General features: G+C 70.3%; 17 protein-coding genes and 1 pseudogene. 10 read left to right on the forward strand and 8 right to left on the reverse strand.

The features are described 5' to 3' along the window. Positions 1 to 22: 22 nt before the first annotated feature. A complete protein-coding gene (locus D1350_RS08640; RefSeq protein ID WP_240643968.1) occupies positions 23 to 526 on the reverse strand; it encodes an endonuclease V in 504 nt (167 codons plus the stop codon). Between the two features lie 70 nt (positions 527 to 596). On the opposite strand from D1350_RS08640, the gene hutI reads away from it, so the two are divergent. Then, on the forward strand, positions 597 to 1,736 hold the full coding sequence (gene hutI, locus D1350_RS08645; protein ID WP_125775587.1) for an imidazolonepropionase: 1,140 nt from the start codon (positions 597 to 599) through the stop codon (positions 1,734 to 1,736). Here the strand turns inward: hutI and D1350_RS08650 are convergent, their stop codons facing one another. After that, positions 1,737 to 2,492, reverse strand: coding sequence for a hypothetical protein (locus tag D1350_RS08650; protein ID WP_125775588.1), 756 nt, complete (start codon positions 2,490 to 2,492; stop codon positions 1,737 to 1,739). Between the two features lie 107 nt (positions 2,493 to 2,599). Next, on the reverse strand, positions 2,600 to 3,172 hold the full coding sequence (locus tag D1350_RS08655) for a DUF6318 family protein (protein ID WP_125775589.1): 573 nt from the start codon (positions 3,170 to 3,172) through the stop codon (positions 2,600 to 2,602). Positions 3,173 to 3,293: 121 nt separating this feature from the next. Here D1350_RS08655 and D1350_RS08660 point away from each other — a divergent pair, with 121 nt between their 5' ends. Both D1350_RS08660 and D1350_RS08665 read left to right on the forward strand, forming a co-directional pair. After that, positions 3,294 to 4,610: an MFS transporter gene (locus D1350_RS08660; protein WP_125775590.1), complete on the forward strand. Its 1,317-nt coding sequence runs from the start codon at positions 3,294 to 3,296 to the stop codon at positions 4,608 to 4,610. 43 nt (positions 4,611 to 4,653) lie between these two features. Continuing rightward, positions 4,654 to 5,205 carry a prepilin peptidase gene (locus tag D1350_RS08665; RefSeq protein ID WP_125775591.1) on the forward strand — a complete coding sequence of 184 codons (552 nt, stop codon included), beginning with the start codon at positions 4,654 to 4,656 and terminating at the stop codon, positions 5,203 to 5,205. A 14-nt stretch (positions 5,206 to 5,219) separates the two neighbouring features. On the opposite strand, the gene D1350_RS08670 is transcribed toward D1350_RS08665, so the two are convergent. Beyond that, positions 5,220 to 6,035, reverse strand: coding sequence for a hypothetical protein (locus D1350_RS08670; protein WP_125775592.1), 816 nt, complete (start codon positions 6,033 to 6,035; stop codon positions 5,220 to 5,222). Positions 6,036 to 6,089: 54 nt separating this feature from the next. Further along, a complete protein-coding gene (locus tag D1350_RS08675; RefSeq protein ID WP_125775593.1) occupies positions 6,090 to 6,377 on the reverse strand; it encodes a DUF4287 domain-containing protein in 288 nt (95 codons plus the stop codon). 180 nt (positions 6,378 to 6,557) lie between these two features. On the opposite strand from D1350_RS08675, the gene D1350_RS08680 reads away from it, so the two are divergent. Next, complete coding sequence (locus D1350_RS08680; protein ID WP_240644004.1) at positions 6,558 to 7,499, forward strand: class I SAM-dependent methyltransferase; 942 nt, start codon at positions 6,558 to 6,560, stop codon at positions 7,497 to 7,499. Here the strand turns inward: D1350_RS08680 and D1350_RS08685 are convergent. Beyond that, on the reverse strand, positions 7,477 to 8,214 hold the full coding sequence (locus D1350_RS08685; RefSeq protein ID WP_164545084.1) for a GNAT family N-acetyltransferase: 738 nt from the start codon (positions 8,212 to 8,214) through the stop codon (positions 7,477 to 7,479). The genes D1350_RS08680 and D1350_RS08685 overlap by 23 nt on opposite strands. Before the next feature lie 19 nt (positions 8,215 to 8,233). Here D1350_RS08685 and D1350_RS08690 point away from each other — a divergent pair, with 19 nt between their 5' ends. The 3 genes from D1350_RS08690 to D1350_RS08700 all read left to right on the forward strand — a co-directional run bounded on the left by D1350_RS08690 (position 8,234) and on the right by D1350_RS08700 (position 10,982). Next, positions 8,234 to 9,580 carry a hypothetical protein gene (locus D1350_RS08690; protein WP_125775596.1) on the forward strand — a complete coding sequence of 449 codons (1,347 nt, stop codon included), beginning with the start codon at positions 8,234 to 8,236 and terminating at the stop codon, positions 9,578 to 9,580. 50 nt (positions 9,581 to 9,630) lie between these two features. Further along, positions 9,631 to 10,392, forward strand: a complete 762-nt coding sequence (cuyB, locus tag D1350_RS08695; RefSeq protein WP_240643970.1) for a cysteate racemase — start codon at positions 9,631 to 9,633, stop codon at positions 10,390 to 10,392. A gap of 74 nt (positions 10,393 to 10,466) precedes the next feature. Beyond that, the gene (locus tag D1350_RS08700; protein ID WP_125775598.1) at positions 10,467 to 10,982 is read left to right on the forward strand and encodes a hypothetical protein; all 516 of its coding nucleotides are present in this window, start codon (positions 10,467 to 10,469) and stop codon (positions 10,980 to 10,982) included. On the opposite strand, the gene D1350_RS08705 is transcribed toward D1350_RS08700, so the two are convergent. After that, on the reverse strand, positions 10,939 to 11,838 hold the full coding sequence (locus D1350_RS08705; RefSeq protein WP_125775599.1) for a hypothetical protein: 900 nt from the start codon (positions 11,836 to 11,838) through the stop codon (positions 10,939 to 10,941). The two genes, D1350_RS08700 and D1350_RS08705, sit on opposite strands and share 44 nt — an antisense overlap. 67 nt (positions 11,839 to 11,905) lie before the next feature. Continuing rightward, positions 11,906 to 12,733, reverse strand: coding sequence for a hypothetical protein (locus D1350_RS08710; RefSeq protein WP_125775600.1), 828 nt, complete (start codon positions 12,731 to 12,733; stop codon positions 11,906 to 11,908). A gap of 383 nt (positions 12,734 to 13,116) precedes the next feature. Between D1350_RS08710 and D1350_RS08720 the strand changes: the two are divergent. The 3 genes and pseudogenes from D1350_RS08720 to D1350_RS08730 form a co-directional block, all read left to right on the forward strand. After that, positions 13,117 to 13,599: pseudogene (locus D1350_RS08720) on the forward strand (DUF4291 domain-containing protein); the annotation flags it as partial. Positions 13,600 to 13,743: 144 nt separating this feature from the next. Then, complete coding sequence (locus tag D1350_RS08725) at positions 13,744 to 14,178, forward strand: very short patch repair endonuclease (protein ID WP_338068149.1); 435 nt, start codon at positions 13,744 to 13,746, stop codon at positions 14,176 to 14,178. A gap of 49 nt (positions 14,179 to 14,227) precedes the next feature. Continuing rightward, on the forward strand, positions 14,228 to 15,292 hold the full coding sequence (locus D1350_RS08730; protein WP_125775602.1) for an RNA ligase (ATP): 1,065 nt from the start codon (positions 14,228 to 14,230) through the stop codon (positions 15,290 to 15,292). Positions 15,293 to 15,334 lie beyond the last annotated feature (42 nt).

The following is a 15,334-nucleotide window of genomic DNA, read 5'->3' on the forward strand; positions in this document are numbered from 1 at the left end:
TGAGTGACACTCCTGTGCACGACTAGGTTGCCCCGCGGGCCAGGCGGTCCACGCGGCGCAGGGCGTCGGGGAGGCGCGCGTCGCCGGCCATGTTGCGGACCAGCTCCGCCGCCTCGACGACGCTGAGTCCTGCAGCCGTGACCCACAGCGGTCGGACCGATCGGCCGCGCGTCACCGGCACGGCATGCGTGGCAGCGTAGAACGCGGTCTTGGCGACGCCGATCACCACCGGCGCCAGGCCCGCCGTGTGGACGTGCGCGCCAAGACCGGCCCGGCCGGCAGGGTCGAGGTCCACGTAGCCGTCGACGATCAGCAGGTCGAGCGGATCTACCTCGGCGAGCAGCGCGCGCAGCGACGGCAGCTCCCGCTCGTAGAAGGCGCCGGGCCGGTATTCGGCCACGTCGTCCAGCCAGTGGGTGCGCTCCTCGATCAGTTCCCCGAACTCCGCCGTGGGTGCGACGACGACCGCGGCCCGCGCGCCGCCGTCGGCCGGGTACTGCACGTCGACCGCTCCGAAACGCCCCATGCCGGACATCCTCCCAGCCTCGCACCCTGGCGAGTGGGGACGGCCCGGCGGGTGGGGCAGGATCAGCAACGTGGTCAGCCTTCTCCTCACCGGCATCGGTGAGCTTGTCACCTTCGATCCCGCGCACGGCGACGTGGTGCGGGACGCCGCCCTCGTCGTGGACGACGGCCGCGTGGCCTGGACCGGACCGTCCGCGAGCGCCCCGTCGGCGGACGAGGTGCGCGACGTGGGCGGACGCGCCGTCGTACCGGGCTTCGTGGACTCGCACGCGCACCTGGTGTTCGCCGGCGATCGCGCCGCCGAGTTCGAGGCCCGGATGGTGGACCGCCCGTACGAGGCGGGCGGGATCCGGACCACGGTGGCGGCGACGCGGGCCGCGACCGACGACGAGCTGCGGGCCAACCTCGCGCGCCTGGTCGGCGAGATGCGACGGCAGGGCACCACGACCGTCGAGGTGAAGAGCGGCTACGGCCTCACAGCCGAGGACGAGGCCCGCTCCCTGCGTCTCGCTCGCGAGGTGACGCCCGAGACGACGTTCCTCGGCGCCCATGTGGTCCCCCCAGGAACGACCCCGGAGGCCTACGTCGACCTCGTCACCGGACCGATGCTCGACGCCTGCGCCCCCCACGCCCGCTGGATCGACGTCTTCTGCGAGCGCGGGGCGTTCGACGCCGACGCCGCCCGCCGGATCCTCCGCGCCGGCGCGGACCGCGGCCTCCTGCCGAGGATCCACGCGAACCAGCTCGGCCATGGACCGGGTATCACCGTCGCGTGCGAGGTGGGGGCCGCTTCCGCGGACCACTGCACCTACGCGTCCGACGACGACCTCCGCAACCTCGCCGACGCCGGCGTGGTCGCCACGCTTCTCCCCACCGTCGAGTTCTCGACCCGCTCCCCCTATCCCGACGCACGCCGCTTCCTCGCCGCCGGGGTGACCGTCGCACTGGCGACGGACTGCAACCCCGGCTCGGGCTACTCCAGCTCGATGCCGCTGGCGATCGCGCTCGCCGTGCGCGAGATGGGGCTCAGTCCGCTCGAGGCGCTGCGTGCGTCGACGGTGGGCGGAGCTGCTGCCCTCCGACGCGACGACGTCGGGCACCTCGCGGTGGGAGCCCGCGCCGACCTCGCGATGCTCGACGCACCCTCCCACGTGCACCTCTCCTACCGACCGGGCGTGCCGCTGGTCGCGGAGGTGCTGACCGGCCCGTAGTCAGGGCAGCGTGTCCTCGACGAGTCGCGTCCGCGCCTCGTGAACGGCGATCGTGCCCGACGACGACGTCGTGGTCGCCTCTCCCGGCACGTCACGCCAGGCAGCCTCGCCGGCGACCCGGAACTGACCGCGCCACGTCGTGGTCAGGCTGATCTCCGTCTCGCCGGGAACCGCATAGGCGTGCGCGACCGTATGGTCGGGCCAGGCGGCCCCCGGGTCCTCGGTGCTCACGACCGCGCCGTCCCCGTAGTCCCAGGTGAAGTGGTGCGGAACGGCCCGGATCGTGACGGGCGTCCCGAGAAGGACGGTGTCCAGGTCCTGGGCGACGTCCGTCGTGTAGGTGATGGTGTCGACGTTGACCAGGGTCCAGCCGTCGGGCGGCTGCACCACGAGCGGCGAGGGCTGGATCGCCATCGACGCGAACGCCTGGGCCGCCAGCGTGGTGATGTCCACCTCCGTCATGCACCCCTCCGGCTCGACAAGCTCGGCTGCCGACCAGCCGTCGCCCGCACCGGTCGCCGTGTGGGTCTGACGGAAGAGGGCCCCGACCGCGACCTGACCGTCCGGGCACTCCACACCCGTGTAGGCCACGCGGTAGCCATCGGCGCACGACTCCGCGAGCTGCATCGCCGCCGCGTCCAGGTCCACGAGCCAGCACAGCTCGGGGGTGGCGCGCCACTCCCGAACGACGGGCACGTCGGCGGAGGAGGTGCCGCCGGAGGAGCTGGAGGCGGAGTCGGGGCTGCCGGGAGCCACGACCGTCACCGACTGGCCCGATGCGCTGCCACCAAACTGGGTGTAGTCATCTGAGCCACTCAGCGCCAAGCCTGTAAGCGCAATGACACCGACCATGGTCATAGTCATCACGATTCGGGCCTTGGCGCGATCTCGACCACTAACCACTCGCCGTCCCTCTGGGCGATTTCGACCCGATACTGCGCGCGCTCCGGCACTCCCGTGAAAACCACCGAGCCAGCGGCGTCAGTAATGACCGCTTGCTCCTGGTCGATGTCAACATCGAGGGGGAAGATCCCGGTCAGCGCGTCCTGTTCGTAACTCTCGACGAGCGAACTGGTGATTTCACCACCCGTCCACGTCTCATCCCTGTTCTTGATCTGATTCGCCTGCGAAAGAGTATCGACACAGAATCCACAAGCGTCATGAGACATCGCTTCGAATTCCGCGGTGTCACCGGTAGCCATGACATACGGGTACATCTCTATGAAGTACTGCGCCGCCGCGGCCGCTCCCTCCGCGTCGTCTCGCTCCATCGCTTCGGGTCGTTCCGGCTTGGCCGGCGGCGTCGGCGACGCTGCCGTGGACTCGGTGGGGGCGACGGTCACGGTGGTCGGCCCGGGTGAGGGCTCCCCGGTGCACGCACCCACGCCGATCACTGCCCCCAACAGCACAACCCACCCCACGACCCGCCGAACCATGACGCCCCCCTTGCGTATCGGCAACGACCGCCCCTGACGCTAACGACGAATCGGCGATCCCGATACCGGGGCCTGTGGATAACCTCCGGCAACCATCTCCCCCGATCACTAGGGTGTTCACGTGACCGTTCTCGCCGAGCTCCGCGCGCTCCTCACGCTTCCGGGCTTCCGGAAGCTCTTCGGCGTGCGCCTGGTCTCGCAGGCGGGCGACGGCATGTTCCAGGTGGGGCTCGCGAGCCTCCTGTTCTTCAGCCCGGAGGCGCAGGGCAGTGCGCCCGCGATCGCGGCGGCGTTCGCCACGATGCTGGCGCCGTTCACGATCGTCGGCCCGTTCGCGGGCGTCTTCCTGGACCGGTGGCAGCGCCGTCAGGTGCTCTTCGTCGGCAACGTGGTGCGCTTCGTGCTCTGCGGGGTCATGGCGGTCGCGATGCTCACGCAGGGGGTCACCCCGGCAATCTACGTCCTCGGGCTCGCGGCCTTGTCGGTGAACCGCTTCCTGCTCGCAGGTCTGAGCGCGGGGCTCCCCCGGGTGGTCCCGCGCGACCTGCTGCTCACCGCGAACTCCCTCACGCCGACGCTCGGTGCGGGGGCCGCGTTCGTCGGCGGTGGGATCGGATTCGTCCTCGGGCTCGCCCTCCCCGAGGGGCGTGCCCGCGACTCCGCTGCCCTCGCCTGCGCAGGAGTGGTGATGGGCCTCGCCGCCCTGCTGGCGCTCCGCATGCGGCGCGATCTGCTGGGTCCGGAGCGGCCGGCGTCGGGCGCGATCCGGAACGAGGTCGTGGCCGTGGCGCGCGGGCTCGCCGACGGGGCGCGCTATCTCGCCGCCCGGCGCACGCCGGGCCAGGCGCTGCTGATCATGGCGTTCCACCGCTTCCTGTACGGGGTGGTGTTCATCGCGTCGATCCTCATGGCGCGCAACCTGTTGGGCGAGCCCGGCAGCACAGGGTCCGGGCTCCAGATCTTCGGGACCATCATCGCCATGATCGGCGTGGGCGGCGGCATCGCGATCATCCTCACGGCGGTGCTGGCACGGCGCATGGCACCGCAGACCTGGATCGCGATCATGCTGCTGCTGGCTGCCGCGTCGGAGCTCCTGCTCGTCCCGGAGCCGAGCCACGTCGTCGTGCTGGCCGCCGCGCTGCTGCTCGGCCTGGCGGCCCAAGGCGCCAAGATCGCGGTCGACACGATCGTGCAGCGCGACTCCGTCGACCAGTACCGAGGCCGTGCCTTCGCCTTCTACGACGTGCTCTACAACGCGGCGTTCGTCGGCGCGGCAGCTCTGGCGGCGTTCCTCGTGCCCGACTCGGGCTGGTCGCCGGGGCTCTTCGCCAGCCTGAGCGTCGCGTACGTCGCGGCGGCGGTGCTCATCTGGACGCGGGGCGCCCGCGTTCCGGTCCGTGAGGTGGCCGAGGAGCCGACCGGGGCCGGTCCGGCGTGAGGGTCCGGCGTATGTCAGGAATCAGCATGAGTCAGGAACCGGCGTGAGGCCGACGGCCCACCCGCGCTCACGGCGAGGTGCGTTCCTGTCGGTCGGGCTGGTGACGGTCGCGCTCGTGGTCGTGGTGACAACCGACTCGTGGGGCTACGTCGTGCCGATGATCGCCGTGGCGCTCGTCGGCGGGCCGATCGTGGCAGTGGACCTTGTGGAGCACCGCATCCCGACCGTCCTCGTGCAGGTCCTGGCCGTGGTCCTCGCCGTCTGGGCCCTGTGGACCGCTATCACGGACGGTGCGTGGTGGCCGCTCGGCCGTGGCCTCGTGGTGGGACTGCTCGTGGCGGGGCTGTTCTGGATCAAGTGGTTCATCGGCGGCACCGGGCGCGGGGACCTGCGCCTCGCCGCCGTCCTCGCCGCGGCGGCGGGCTGGCTGGGCTGGGCTCCGGCCGTCGGGTCGCTCGTGATCCCTTACCTGCTCGCGTTCCCTCTGGCGGTGTGGCGGCTGGCACGAAAACGACGTGACGAGCGGATCCCCTTCGGGCCGGCGCTCGTCGCCGGCTGGTTCGTCGCGATCTCGCTCCATCTCTGGATGGGGTAGTCCGCCAGCGCAGGTCAGGCCGTGACCTCGTCGGCGTCCGCCTGCTGCCGGCCCGGCAGACGGAGACCCGCCCGCACAGCCAGGACCGCTGCGGCCAGGTAGGCGGCCGCCCGCACCGCCGCCCCGACCGTGTACCCGAGGTAGTACCGGTCCACGCTGAAGCTCCATGACACGCCCACCAGGAACCAGGCGACCAGGAGCCCGAAGAGCCCTGCCGCGATGTACCTGGCACGCTCCCGGGGCAGGCCCAGGAACCCGGCAGCCACAACGACGGCGACGCTGGCGAGGACGTTCGTGAGGATGAGCGGGACGGCGGCGGCCAGGTCGATGTACGGGACGATCGTGCTGACCTCCTGGAACACGATCAGGCAGCCCGCGGCCACGACGATTCCCAGGGCGAGCCACCGCATCGCCGTCGGGCCGCGGCGAGTGGCGAACCACCCGACGATCACGCCCACGAGCGTCACGGCCAGGACGAGGGCCGCCGCCGTCGTGCCGAGCACGAGCGCAGGGCGCGCACCGAGCACGTGCTCCACCCCACCGATGGCGACGTGCAGAGCCAGGTGCAGGCTCGTCACCACAAGTGCCGCGGTGAGGAGGCTTCGCGACCCGAGGCCCACGGCGCCGGCGGCGAACGTGACCGTCGCGAGCAGGCTCGAGCCGGCAACGAGGAAGATGACGTTGTCCTGTGTGAACCCGAAGCTCAGGTCAGGAGCCGCCTGCCAGAGGCTGATCGGTAGCGAGGCCCAGGCCGCGAAGGTAGCCAGGAAGACCCCGATGGTGGCGAGGCCGTTTCCGGCGTCGTCGATCGGGGGTGGAGCATCCGTCATGCGGCCACCTTGCCAGACGCGACCCACAACAGTCGATGACCGGAGCAATACCCTTTACGCGGGCTTTGTCGCCTTGCCGTCGAGCCAGAGGGTGTCCGACTCGTCGCGGTGCGCGCCCTCCACCCCCACATGCTTGGTGCTGATCTTGGGGCCGTTCTTGATGACGTGGACCATCGCCATGCCGTACCCGCGGCCGAGGTCGTAGTCCTCCTTCAGCCACTCGAGGATCGGGGCCGCCTTGGCGTCGGCACCGAACCCGCGCTCGTGCGCCAGGTCGACGAGCTGACGGGGCGTCCGCCCGGTCTTGGTCTCCACCGCGTCGAGATAGGCCTGGAACGACATGGTGTGGTCCTCTCGTTCGTCGTCGGCGGCACCTGGTCCGGCCCCGTCCTTCACAACGTAGACGCGCCCACTGACACAAACTCATCGGTGGCCCGACCGGGGACCCACCAAGGCCCTCCGGAATTCATGCTCGGAGAGCCCCGCCTGGAAGAAATTTCCACTAGCATTTCTCAGATGGTGATGGGAGATATCGATACGGCGACCGAGGCGCGGTTGCTGTTCGGCGACGGCCCTGGGTATTTCGATTTCTCCACCACGCAGCGCCTCCAAGGGCGCTTCCTGGTCGGGGCGCTTCCGAACGACCTCGCAGGTCGGGTGCTCGACGTGGGGTGCGGGTCGGGCAACGTCACCCTCGAGCTTCTGCACCACTGCGCCCGTGCGAACGTGCTCGGGATCGACGTCTCTCCCTCCATGATCGAGCGCGCGGAGAGGCTCCTTGGCCGGGATCCGGCGATCGCGCTCCGGGCCTCCTTGCAGTCGGTGGACTTTCTCCGCTTTGCGTCAGGCATTGACACAGGAAATCCTGACCGGCGCAATTTTGATGCGATCTTTTCCACGAGCGCCTTGCATTGGCTCGGAGCTCCACGACAGACCTATGCGGCCCTCCACCGGGTTCTCCGACCGGGTGGGCTGCTGGCCGTGCACCAGGGCGCGACAGGGTGCTACGCCGAGCTCCACGAGATCGCCCAGAAGGCGCACGTCGAGGCGGGCCTCGGCGACGCGCCCCTGCGCTACCCGCCGGGCTACCTGAGCGCGGAAGAGCTCGTCGCCATCCTGGACGACGCCGGGTTCGTCGCAGCCCAGGTCCACGAGCTCGACTACACGCTCACCGGGCGCGGGCAGCTGGACGCGCTCGCCCACGACTTCGCCCACGCGGGCCTGCTCCCGTACCTCCCCGAGACCGAGCGGTCACGCACCGCGTTCCGGGAGCGGTTCTTCGACGCAGCCGATGCCCTCACCTCGGTCCGGGTGCGGCGCCTGTACGCCGTCGCGGAGCGTGGGAGCAGCGGGTCCGACGACGGACCGGCCCGCCCGGGCGTCCGGGCCGACCAGGTGGGCCGCGCCCTCGCGGAGCAGCTCGACGGGGCTCACGCCGAGCTCACCGCGCCGGCCGGGCGCTGACCGGCGGCCCGCCCGACGGCACCCCGCCGAGCGACGGCACCTCACCGACCGTCGGCCCACTCGAACCGCCGCCGGCCGTCCGCGCCAGGTACACGGAACCTTGCCGGCCCACGATCCCGTCGTGCCGCCGCCCCAGCTCCTCGAACCCGAGCTGGTCGAGCACCGCGAGGTGGGCATCGTTGCCGACCCAGGTGCGCAGCACGACGGTCCGGGCAAGCTGCCGCTCGTCCTGGAGCTCGAACAGTCGCTGGTACAGGCCGGTGGCCTGCCCGCGACGGCGGTAATGCTCCACGACGGCGACGGTGTTGACGTAGACGCACGGGTGGTCGACCGTCCTCAGGTGGGGCAGGTCGACGACCTCGCCGAACACGCAGCGGTCGCGGAACGTCAGGAACCCGACCGGTTCGCCGTCGGCGAGGGCGATCAGGTTGTGCTGCTCGAACATCCCCACCAGGTAGGGGCACGCCGCACCTGAGGTGACCGCTTCGTCGTCGGGCGGAGCAGGGGCGCTCAGGCTGAGGAGGTCGGCACGACGGCGGAGCGACGGGATGAAGTCGTCCGCGACCCGGTCGAACACCTTGGCGAAGAGATCTCGGAACGGAACCACGCCCTCGGGCGGGACGTGAACGATGCCGCTCTCGGGCGGCGCCCCGGCGGCCTCGCCGGGCCGGGCCGCGCCAACCTGCCAACTTTGCTCTTTCCATACCGAACTCATAGCCAATAGTCTCCCGGTCATGCGTCCCCGCTATCCGAGGCTCGTCAGAAGGCTCTTCCGGAGGCGTGCGCCCGCCGGTCCCACGGCGGAGATCTACATCCCTATCAAGTACGACCTCGGCGGCCGCATCACGGACGTCGCGGCGGCCGAGCGAGCCGTCAGGGCCCTCTGCGGCGAGGTACATCCCAGCGGATCGCTGACGCGAAGCTGGAACCTGTCGTTCTTCGGCCGCTACAAACCGTCGTTCAGCGCGCCGCTCGGCTCGGGCAAGGTCACCCTCGGGGGCAGCGCGTGGCAGTACGAACGCACGCTCGTCGTCCATCCGGCGCTCGGCGTCGCCTCGGTAAACTACCTGCTCACCACGCACGACGCCGGAGTGCGGCTCCGCGGCTTCTACGACGACTTCATCACGTGGAAGAACGGCGACTACGCCCCGTACGTGCGGCAGACCGGGAACGAGTCGGCAGCATTGCGAGAGCAGTTCCAGCGGCACCCGGTGCAGGAGCAGAACCTGCACGGCGACGAGATCGTCCGGTTGCGGCGCTCCCTGGTCGACGACCGTGCGATCGACCCCCGGCCCACCACCTACGTGTTCCAGGACTTCAGGATCTGCTTCCTCGACCGGCACGGGACCATGAGCCGGTCGATGATCAACAGCCTGCTGCAGCATCGTCGCGAGACACCAGCGCAGCACCCGCTCGGCGGGGTGCTGCCCGTCGACGGCGGCCGCATCGAGAGCACGGGGTGGTCCACGGTGCTCGTGGGCGGCCCCGGCTTCACGTCACGCACCGTCGACGACGTGTTCCTGCTGATGAGCGTGGTGCACGCGCACTGGTTCGTCTGCAAGCTGTGGGTCAACATCTTCGACGACCACATCGTGCAGTCACAGTTTCGCTCGCAGCGGAGCATCCAGAAGCTCCGGGCGGCGCAGCTGGCTCTCGCGACGGACATGACGATCGTCGGCGATCTCGAGCAGATGCTCAAGGATCCCGGGATGCTGCGGATCGCCCAGTACTTCGCAGAATCGTTCCGGCTGCCCGCCCAGGCGCAGGCCGCCGAGCAACGTCGTCGGGTGCTCGAGGAGCACTCGCGCGAGCTCGTCGAGTTCCGCTCGTCGAACCTGCTGCCGATGCTGTTCGCGATCTCCGCCGCGATGGGGCTCGGCTCCATCGTGCCGGCGCTGGAGGACGTCGGGTGGCCGCCGTGGATCACGTTCTGGACCTTCGTCGCCCCGGCGGTGCTCATGAGCGTCTTCGCGCTCAACCGGGCGTCGCTGTCCGAGCGGATGCAGCTGACCCGTTCCGTCGCGAAGGAACGGCGTGCGCGGATCGTGGCACGGAGGCCACGGATCCGGCTCCGGCGGTAGGCGGCGCGTTGCCGCTGCGGCGGATCGCCCGCGGTGGGACGCTTGTGCCCGTGCCTCTGCCAGTTGGCGTGCTCGGCGGGACCGGCCCGCTCGCGACCGCGCACTTCCTCCGCCGCGTCGTCGAGCTGACCGACGCCGCCCAGGAGCAGGACCATGTACGACTCATCGTCATGCAGGACCCGGCGATCCCCGACCGTACGTCGTTCCTGACCCACCGGTCCGACGCAGACCCCGGAGTTCCGCTCGTCGACAACGCCCGCACGCTCGAGCGGTGCGGCGTGTCGTTCCTGGTCATGCCGTGCAACACGGCCCACCACTTCGCGGACCGGATCGCAGCCGCCGTGGAGCCCCCGCTGGTCTCGATCGTGGACGCCACCGTCGAGGCCGTGCTGCGCCGTCGACCGGGCGCCCAGGCCGTGGGGGTGCTCTCGACCGACGGGTCGAGCACCGTCGGGCTCTATCCCGACGCTTTCCGAGCCCGCGGGATCAAGGCGCTGGAGCCTGACCCCTCCGACCAGGCGCTCGTCATGGAGCAGATCTACGGCCGGGTAAAAGCCGGCCGCCCTGCCGACCCGGGGGCGGTGCGCGACGTCGTCGACCGCCTGCTCGGACGCGGCGCCGACCTGGTGGTGGTCGCGTGCACGGAGCTGTCGGTCATCGCGTCCCAGCACGGGCTGCTCGACGACCCGGTACTCGTCGACTCCCTCGACGCCCTCGCTCGGGCGACGATCCTGCGCGCCGGCCGAGTGGCGCACCCCGACACGCCGAGCGCCGCGCCGATGGGTTCTGCCAGAGCCTCGTCACTCCCCTGACCTGGCCCTTCACCCTTGTCGGCGGGCAGCGCCGGACGCTAGGTTGCAATGCTCGACGGCGTCGGAGGGGGCTCATGACCACGTACAAGTACGGCTCCACCACCGTCGCGATCACCGGCGGCAACCTGCTGGTGGGCGCGGCCGTGTACCCGCTGCACCACATCACGGGGATCGTGCCTCGCAAGGTGGTGCCCGCGCACCGGCCGCTCGAGATGGTCCCGGGGATCGGGGCGTTCCTCTCGAGCTTCGTGGCGCTGGGGTCGCTCCTGGTGCTGGTCTACGGGTTCGACCGCGAGATCCAGCCGATGGTGGTCTACGGTCTCACCTTCCTCATCCCGTCGGGCCTCTTCCTGCTGTTCCGGATCCGGGCCATGGTGGGCGCGACCCGGCCCTGGCCTGCGTTCCAGGTGCTCGAGCTGCACACCACCGGCGGGCGCACGGCGATGCTGTGCAGCCGGGAGGGCGACAAGCTGATCACGCTCGGGGACGCGCTCCGCGACGCGATGTCGGACCGGGACGTCACCTACGAGGACGAGATCACGGTCATCACGAACGGCGTCGAGGTGCTGGCGACGGTGACGACGGTCTGAGCCGGCGCGCTGCCAGGATCGCCAGTACCAGCGCGACCACGTACAGGAGCGTGTTCAGCACCTGCACCACCACGACGTGCAGGTGATCCGGGAAGTAGTACCCGAGCTGGGTCAGGCCGAAGATCCCCGCGGCGACGAAGTACGCCAGGAGGCCCACTGCAACCCAGCGCGTCTTCGCATTCGGCAGGCCCAGAAGCCCGGCAGCAACCACACCCAGCACCCCGCCCGCGATCGAGTAGACGACGGCGACCAGCGGCAGGTTGTCGAGGTGGCGGGAGTACAGGTACGGCACCGTTGCGAGTGCCAGCGCGGCCGCGGCGACGAGGACCAGGGCGCCCACGCGTGCCGTCGTCGGTCCGCGAAGGCCCGCCCATCCGACGACGAGACCCGTCACGACCAGGGCAAGGACTCCTGACGAGACGAGCGTCGACTGAATGAGCACAGGGCGCGCCCCCTCCACGAGCTGGACCACGAGGATCCCGAGCTGCGCCAGCAGGTTGAGGCCGCCCAGCGCCGTGGCCGCCGTCAGCAGGCCTCGCGAACCCAACGTCACTGCGCCGGCCGCGAGCAGGATCGTGGCGGATATGCCGATGTTCGCCACCAGGTAGATCACGTTCGACTGGGTGAACCCGAAGTCCAGGCGCGAACTCTCCTCGAAGACGGCGAGCGGCACGATGATCCAGGACGCGACCACGAGGGCGAGGATGCCGAGCAGTGCGAGACGGTGCGCCCGATCGGGGCTTCCGGGTGCGGCCGAGGTCGACGGGGTCTCGGCCGCGGACGGCGCGCAGGGGGCGGCCGGCGCGTCGTCGGCTGTGCCGAGGGCGGGCGGGTCGGCGATCGGGGCGTCGGTCATGGGGCAACCCTGGCGTGGCGGAGCGGGCTTGTCACCCCTGCGCGGACCGGCTCACCCGGCGGGCGGGTCAGCCGGTCGGCCGGCTGACCTGGCGGGCCGTGACGACTGCCAGCACCGCAGCGGCGATCCCGAGAACGATTGCCGATCCGGACGCGATCTCGTACGCCAGGTAGGCACGCGCGGCATCCCTCGCGCCCCAGGGCAGCTCGGCGACCTTCGACACGACGAAGAGCGTGAGCAGGCCCGCCGCCCCATACCTCGCCGAGGCGCTCGGCACGCCGAGCAGGCCGGCCGCGGCGACGATGCCCACCGTGGCGACGACCCGGAGCAGGAGGAGCGGGCTTGGACCGACCATCACCATCTGGGTCAGCTGCAGGAGCACGGCCGCCCCGACGATCAGCACGACGGCGGTGGTGCGCTGCGACGTCGGCCCCTGACCCATGGCGGACCGTCCGACGCCGAGCCCGGCAAAGACCAACCCGAGGCAGATCAGATCGGCGACCGTCCCCAGGGTGAGGACGAGGGTGGCGCCGAGGACCACCTGGACCACAAGGATCCCCACCTGGACGAGCGCCTGAAAGCCCGTCACCATCCAGGCGGAGGTCAGGAGGCGGCGCGAGCCCCGCGTCGCGGCACTTGCGGCCAGGACGAGGACCGCGACCATCGCCGAGTTCGCCATCAGGAAGATGGCGTTCGCCTCCGTGAAACCAAAGCTGACGACCTCGCGGTAGTGGACGAGGGCCATCGGCACGATCGCCCAGACAGCGAGCACGGTGGCCAGGATGCCGACGAGCGCCGGGCGGTGGCCTGCCTGCACGACGGGTTCTGCGGGGTGCTCTGCGACGGCATCCGCGCTGGTGACGGCGGACGGATCGGCGAGCGGGGCGTCGGTCATGGGAACACCCTGGCCTGGGTGGCGGGCCGTGTCGAGGGCCTGGCACCTTGGGTGCATGGCTGATCTGGACGGTCCCGAGACCGAGTTCCCGCGCACCATCGGCAGGGTCGCGACGCGCGAGCTCGCCGGCAACGGCACACCCGGTTCGAGCACCTGACGCGGGCCACGCCCGAGGCGCTGCTGGCGATCCACGGCGTCGGCCCCAAGACTGTGCGGATCCTCGGAGAGGAGCTGGAGGCTCGGGGCTTGGCCTGGGCTGAGGAGTAGTCGGCCCGACGGCGGAGTGGGGCTGGGCGGGTGGACCGGGTTCGGCTCGGGCGCGGGGCGGCAGGCAGTCGTCGCGGTTGCAATGGCCGTGACGTCCGCACCGCGTCGCGGCAGGGACGTTCGTCGCCCCGTTCAAGCGGGAGCGGATGACGTGGATCAAACCGTCGTTCCTGTGGATGATGTACCGCTGCGGTTGGGCGACGAAGCCTGGGCAGGAGCGCGTTCTCGCCGTGCGCATCACTCGCGAGGGGTTCGAGTCGGCGCTCCGCGAATCGTGTCTGAGCCACTTCGAGCGGGATCTGTACGCCGACGCCGCCGCATGGCGGGAGAAGTCCCGGTCCAGCCCGGTGCGGGTGCAGTGGGACCCGGAGCGGACGCCGGAGGGGCGGGCGTTGCCGTGGCGATCACTGCAGGTCGGGCTGGGTGGGTCGGCTGTCCACAGGTATGTGGACAAGTGGATCGTGGGCGTGGAGGACATCACCGAGAAGGTGCGGACGCTGCGAGGTGGGGACGTGGCGCTGTTGCCTGTGGAGCGGGCCTATCCCTTGCCGGTGGACGTGGCGGTGGCAGTGGGGGCAACGACCGAAACTTCTCGCTGAGTGCCGCGACAACCCCCTCAGCGACCTCGAGACGCGTGATCTCGCTGTTGGACCTGATGGGTCGTGGCATGTCGACGGCTAGGTATTCGGCTGGATCGCCACTACCGTCAGTTGCACAGCGGATAACGAGTGGAGGGCACGGTGGTGAGCGACGACGACGTCGTGACCGATGTCGCCACTTCACAGCGCATGTCCCGCCAAGCCCGGCGCGACACCGCCTGCGAGATCGCCCTGCGCCGCGAACTCCATCGACGTGGCCTGCGGTTCCGTGTGGATGCCGCTCTGCCCGGAATGCCTCGTCGTCGGGCGGACCTGACCTTCGCCGGGGCGAAGGTCGTGGTGTTCGTGGACGGGTGCTTCTGGCACTGCTGCCCCATCCATGGGACTGCTCCAGCCGCCAACTCAGCCTGGTGGCGGGAGAAGCTCGAACGCAATGTCGCACGTGATGCCGAGACGAACGCCCACATGATCGAGCTGGGCTGGACCGTCCTGCGGTTCTGGGAGCACGAGGACCCGATCGAGGCAGCTGACGTCGTCGAGATCATCGTGCGGGGAACGCCGGACGATGCGAGCGCGTGAACGGCAATCCAGCCGGATTTATCACTAGACGTCCCGGTGTCCGCCCGTCATGCTCTGCCGCGTGACTGTGACAGCAACCGAACGGCGACTGGCGACCGTCGAGACCATCGCCGACATTGGTCCGATCCCTGATGCCGACTCCATCGTCCGCGCGCGCATCCGCGGGTGGGACGTTGTGGTGAAGGTCGGCGAGTTCGAGGTCGGCGACCCCTGCGTCTACTTCGAGATCGACTCGCTCCTGGACGTGACCGACCCGCGGTTTGCGTTCCTCGCAGCGCGCGGAGCTCAAACCGCGGCGGACGGCAGGCGGGGTCACGTGCTCAAGACGGCGCGGCTCCGAGGTCAGTACTCACAGGGCCTTGCGCTCCCGCTCAACCTCTTCCCCGAGGTTCTCGAGCGCGTCCCGGGAACCGACGTGACGACCGTCCTTGATGTGGTCAAGTGGGAACCTCCCGTCCCCGCGCAGATCTCCGGTGTCGTCCGAGGCCCGCGTCCGTCCTGGATCCCGGCGACCGACGAGGAGCGCATCCAGAACGTCGCCGCCATCCTCGAGACCGAGCGCGACGACTGGATCGCAACCGAAAAGCTCGACGGGACGTCGTCGACCTACTACGTGGACCCGTCCACTGGCACGTCCGGCGTGTGCGGTCGGAACTGGGACCTCCTCGAGTCGGAGGACAACACCCTTTGGCGGCTCGGGCGGCGACACCGCCTCCACGAACTCATCGAGGCCACCTGGCCCGATGCTCGGGCCGCCGTCCAGGGCGAGGTCTACGGCGAGGCCATTCAGGCCAACCCGCTCAAGGTCCACGGTCAACACTTCGGTCTCTTCACGATCCGGGTCGACGGCGCAGAACTGGCGCGCGGGGACTGGCCGGACTGGGCGCTCGAGCTCTCGGTTCCCCTCCGCGAAGACCTCCGGTTCCCGAGTTCGGTCACAGAAGCCTTGTCCGACATCGACGGTCTCCGCTCCGCGGTCAGCCCCGATCGCCCCGCTGAAGGAGTGGTGTGGCGCGCTCTCGGTGCGTCGACGGTCCAACTGCCTGACGGGACGCCCTCCCGGGCGTCCTTCAAGGTGCTCTCGAACCGCTACCTGCTGAAGCACGACCGCTGATCGCTTCGCCGGCCACACCAGTGGCCGGCGAAGCGGGGACCG

It is taken from the genome of Antribacter gilvus, assembly GCF_003946865.1.
Classification (GTDB): Bacteria; Actinomycetota; Actinomycetes; order Actinomycetales; family Cellulomonadaceae; genus Antribacter; species Antribacter gilvus.

What these genes read in the sequence shown, in the direction of transcription:
- D1350_RS08710 (WP_125775600.1), bottom strand. Translation starts at nt 12,733, where the DNA reads ATGACCGACGCCCCGCTCGCCGATCCGTCCGCCGTCACCAGCGCGGAT.
- D1350_RS08705 (WP_125775599.1), bottom strand. Translation starts at nt 11,838, where the DNA reads ATGACCGACGCCCCGATCGCCGACCCGCCCGCCCTCGGCACAGCCGAC.
- D1350_RS08675 (WP_125775593.1), bottom strand. Translation starts at nt 6,377, where the DNA reads ATGTCGTTCCAGGCCTATCTCGACGCGGTGGAGACCAAGACCGGGCGG.
- D1350_RS08730 (WP_125775602.1), top strand. Translation starts at nt 14,228, where the DNA reads ATGCTCTGCCGCGTGACTGTGACAGCAACCGAACGGCGACTGGCGACC.
- D1350_RS08655 (WP_125775589.1), bottom strand. Translation starts at nt 3,172, where the DNA reads ATGGTTCGGCGGGTCGTGGGGTGGGTTGTGCTGTTGGGGGCAGTGATC.
- D1350_RS08690 (WP_125775596.1), top strand. Translation starts at nt 8,234, where the DNA reads ATGCGTCCCCGCTATCCGAGGCTCGTCAGAAGGCTCTTCCGGAGGCGT.
- D1350_RS08680 (WP_240644004.1), top strand. Translation starts at nt 6,558, where the DNA reads ATGGGAGATATCGATACGGCGACCGAGGCGCGGTTGCTGTTCGGCGAC.
- D1350_RS08640 (WP_240643968.1), bottom strand. Translation starts at nt 526, where the DNA reads ATGGGGCGTTTCGGAGCGGTCGACGTGCAGTACCCGGCCGACGGCGGC.
- D1350_RS08685 (WP_164545084.1), bottom strand. Translation starts at nt 8,214, where the DNA reads ATGAGTTCGGTATGGAAAGAGCAAAGTTGGCAGGTTGGCGCGGCCCGG.
- D1350_RS08700 (WP_125775598.1), top strand. Translation starts at nt 10,467, where the DNA reads ATGACCACGTACAAGTACGGCTCCACCACCGTCGCGATCACCGGCGGC.
- D1350_RS08670 (WP_125775592.1), bottom strand. Translation starts at nt 6,035, where the DNA reads ATGACGGATGCTCCACCCCCGATCGACGACGCCGGAAACGGCCTCGCC.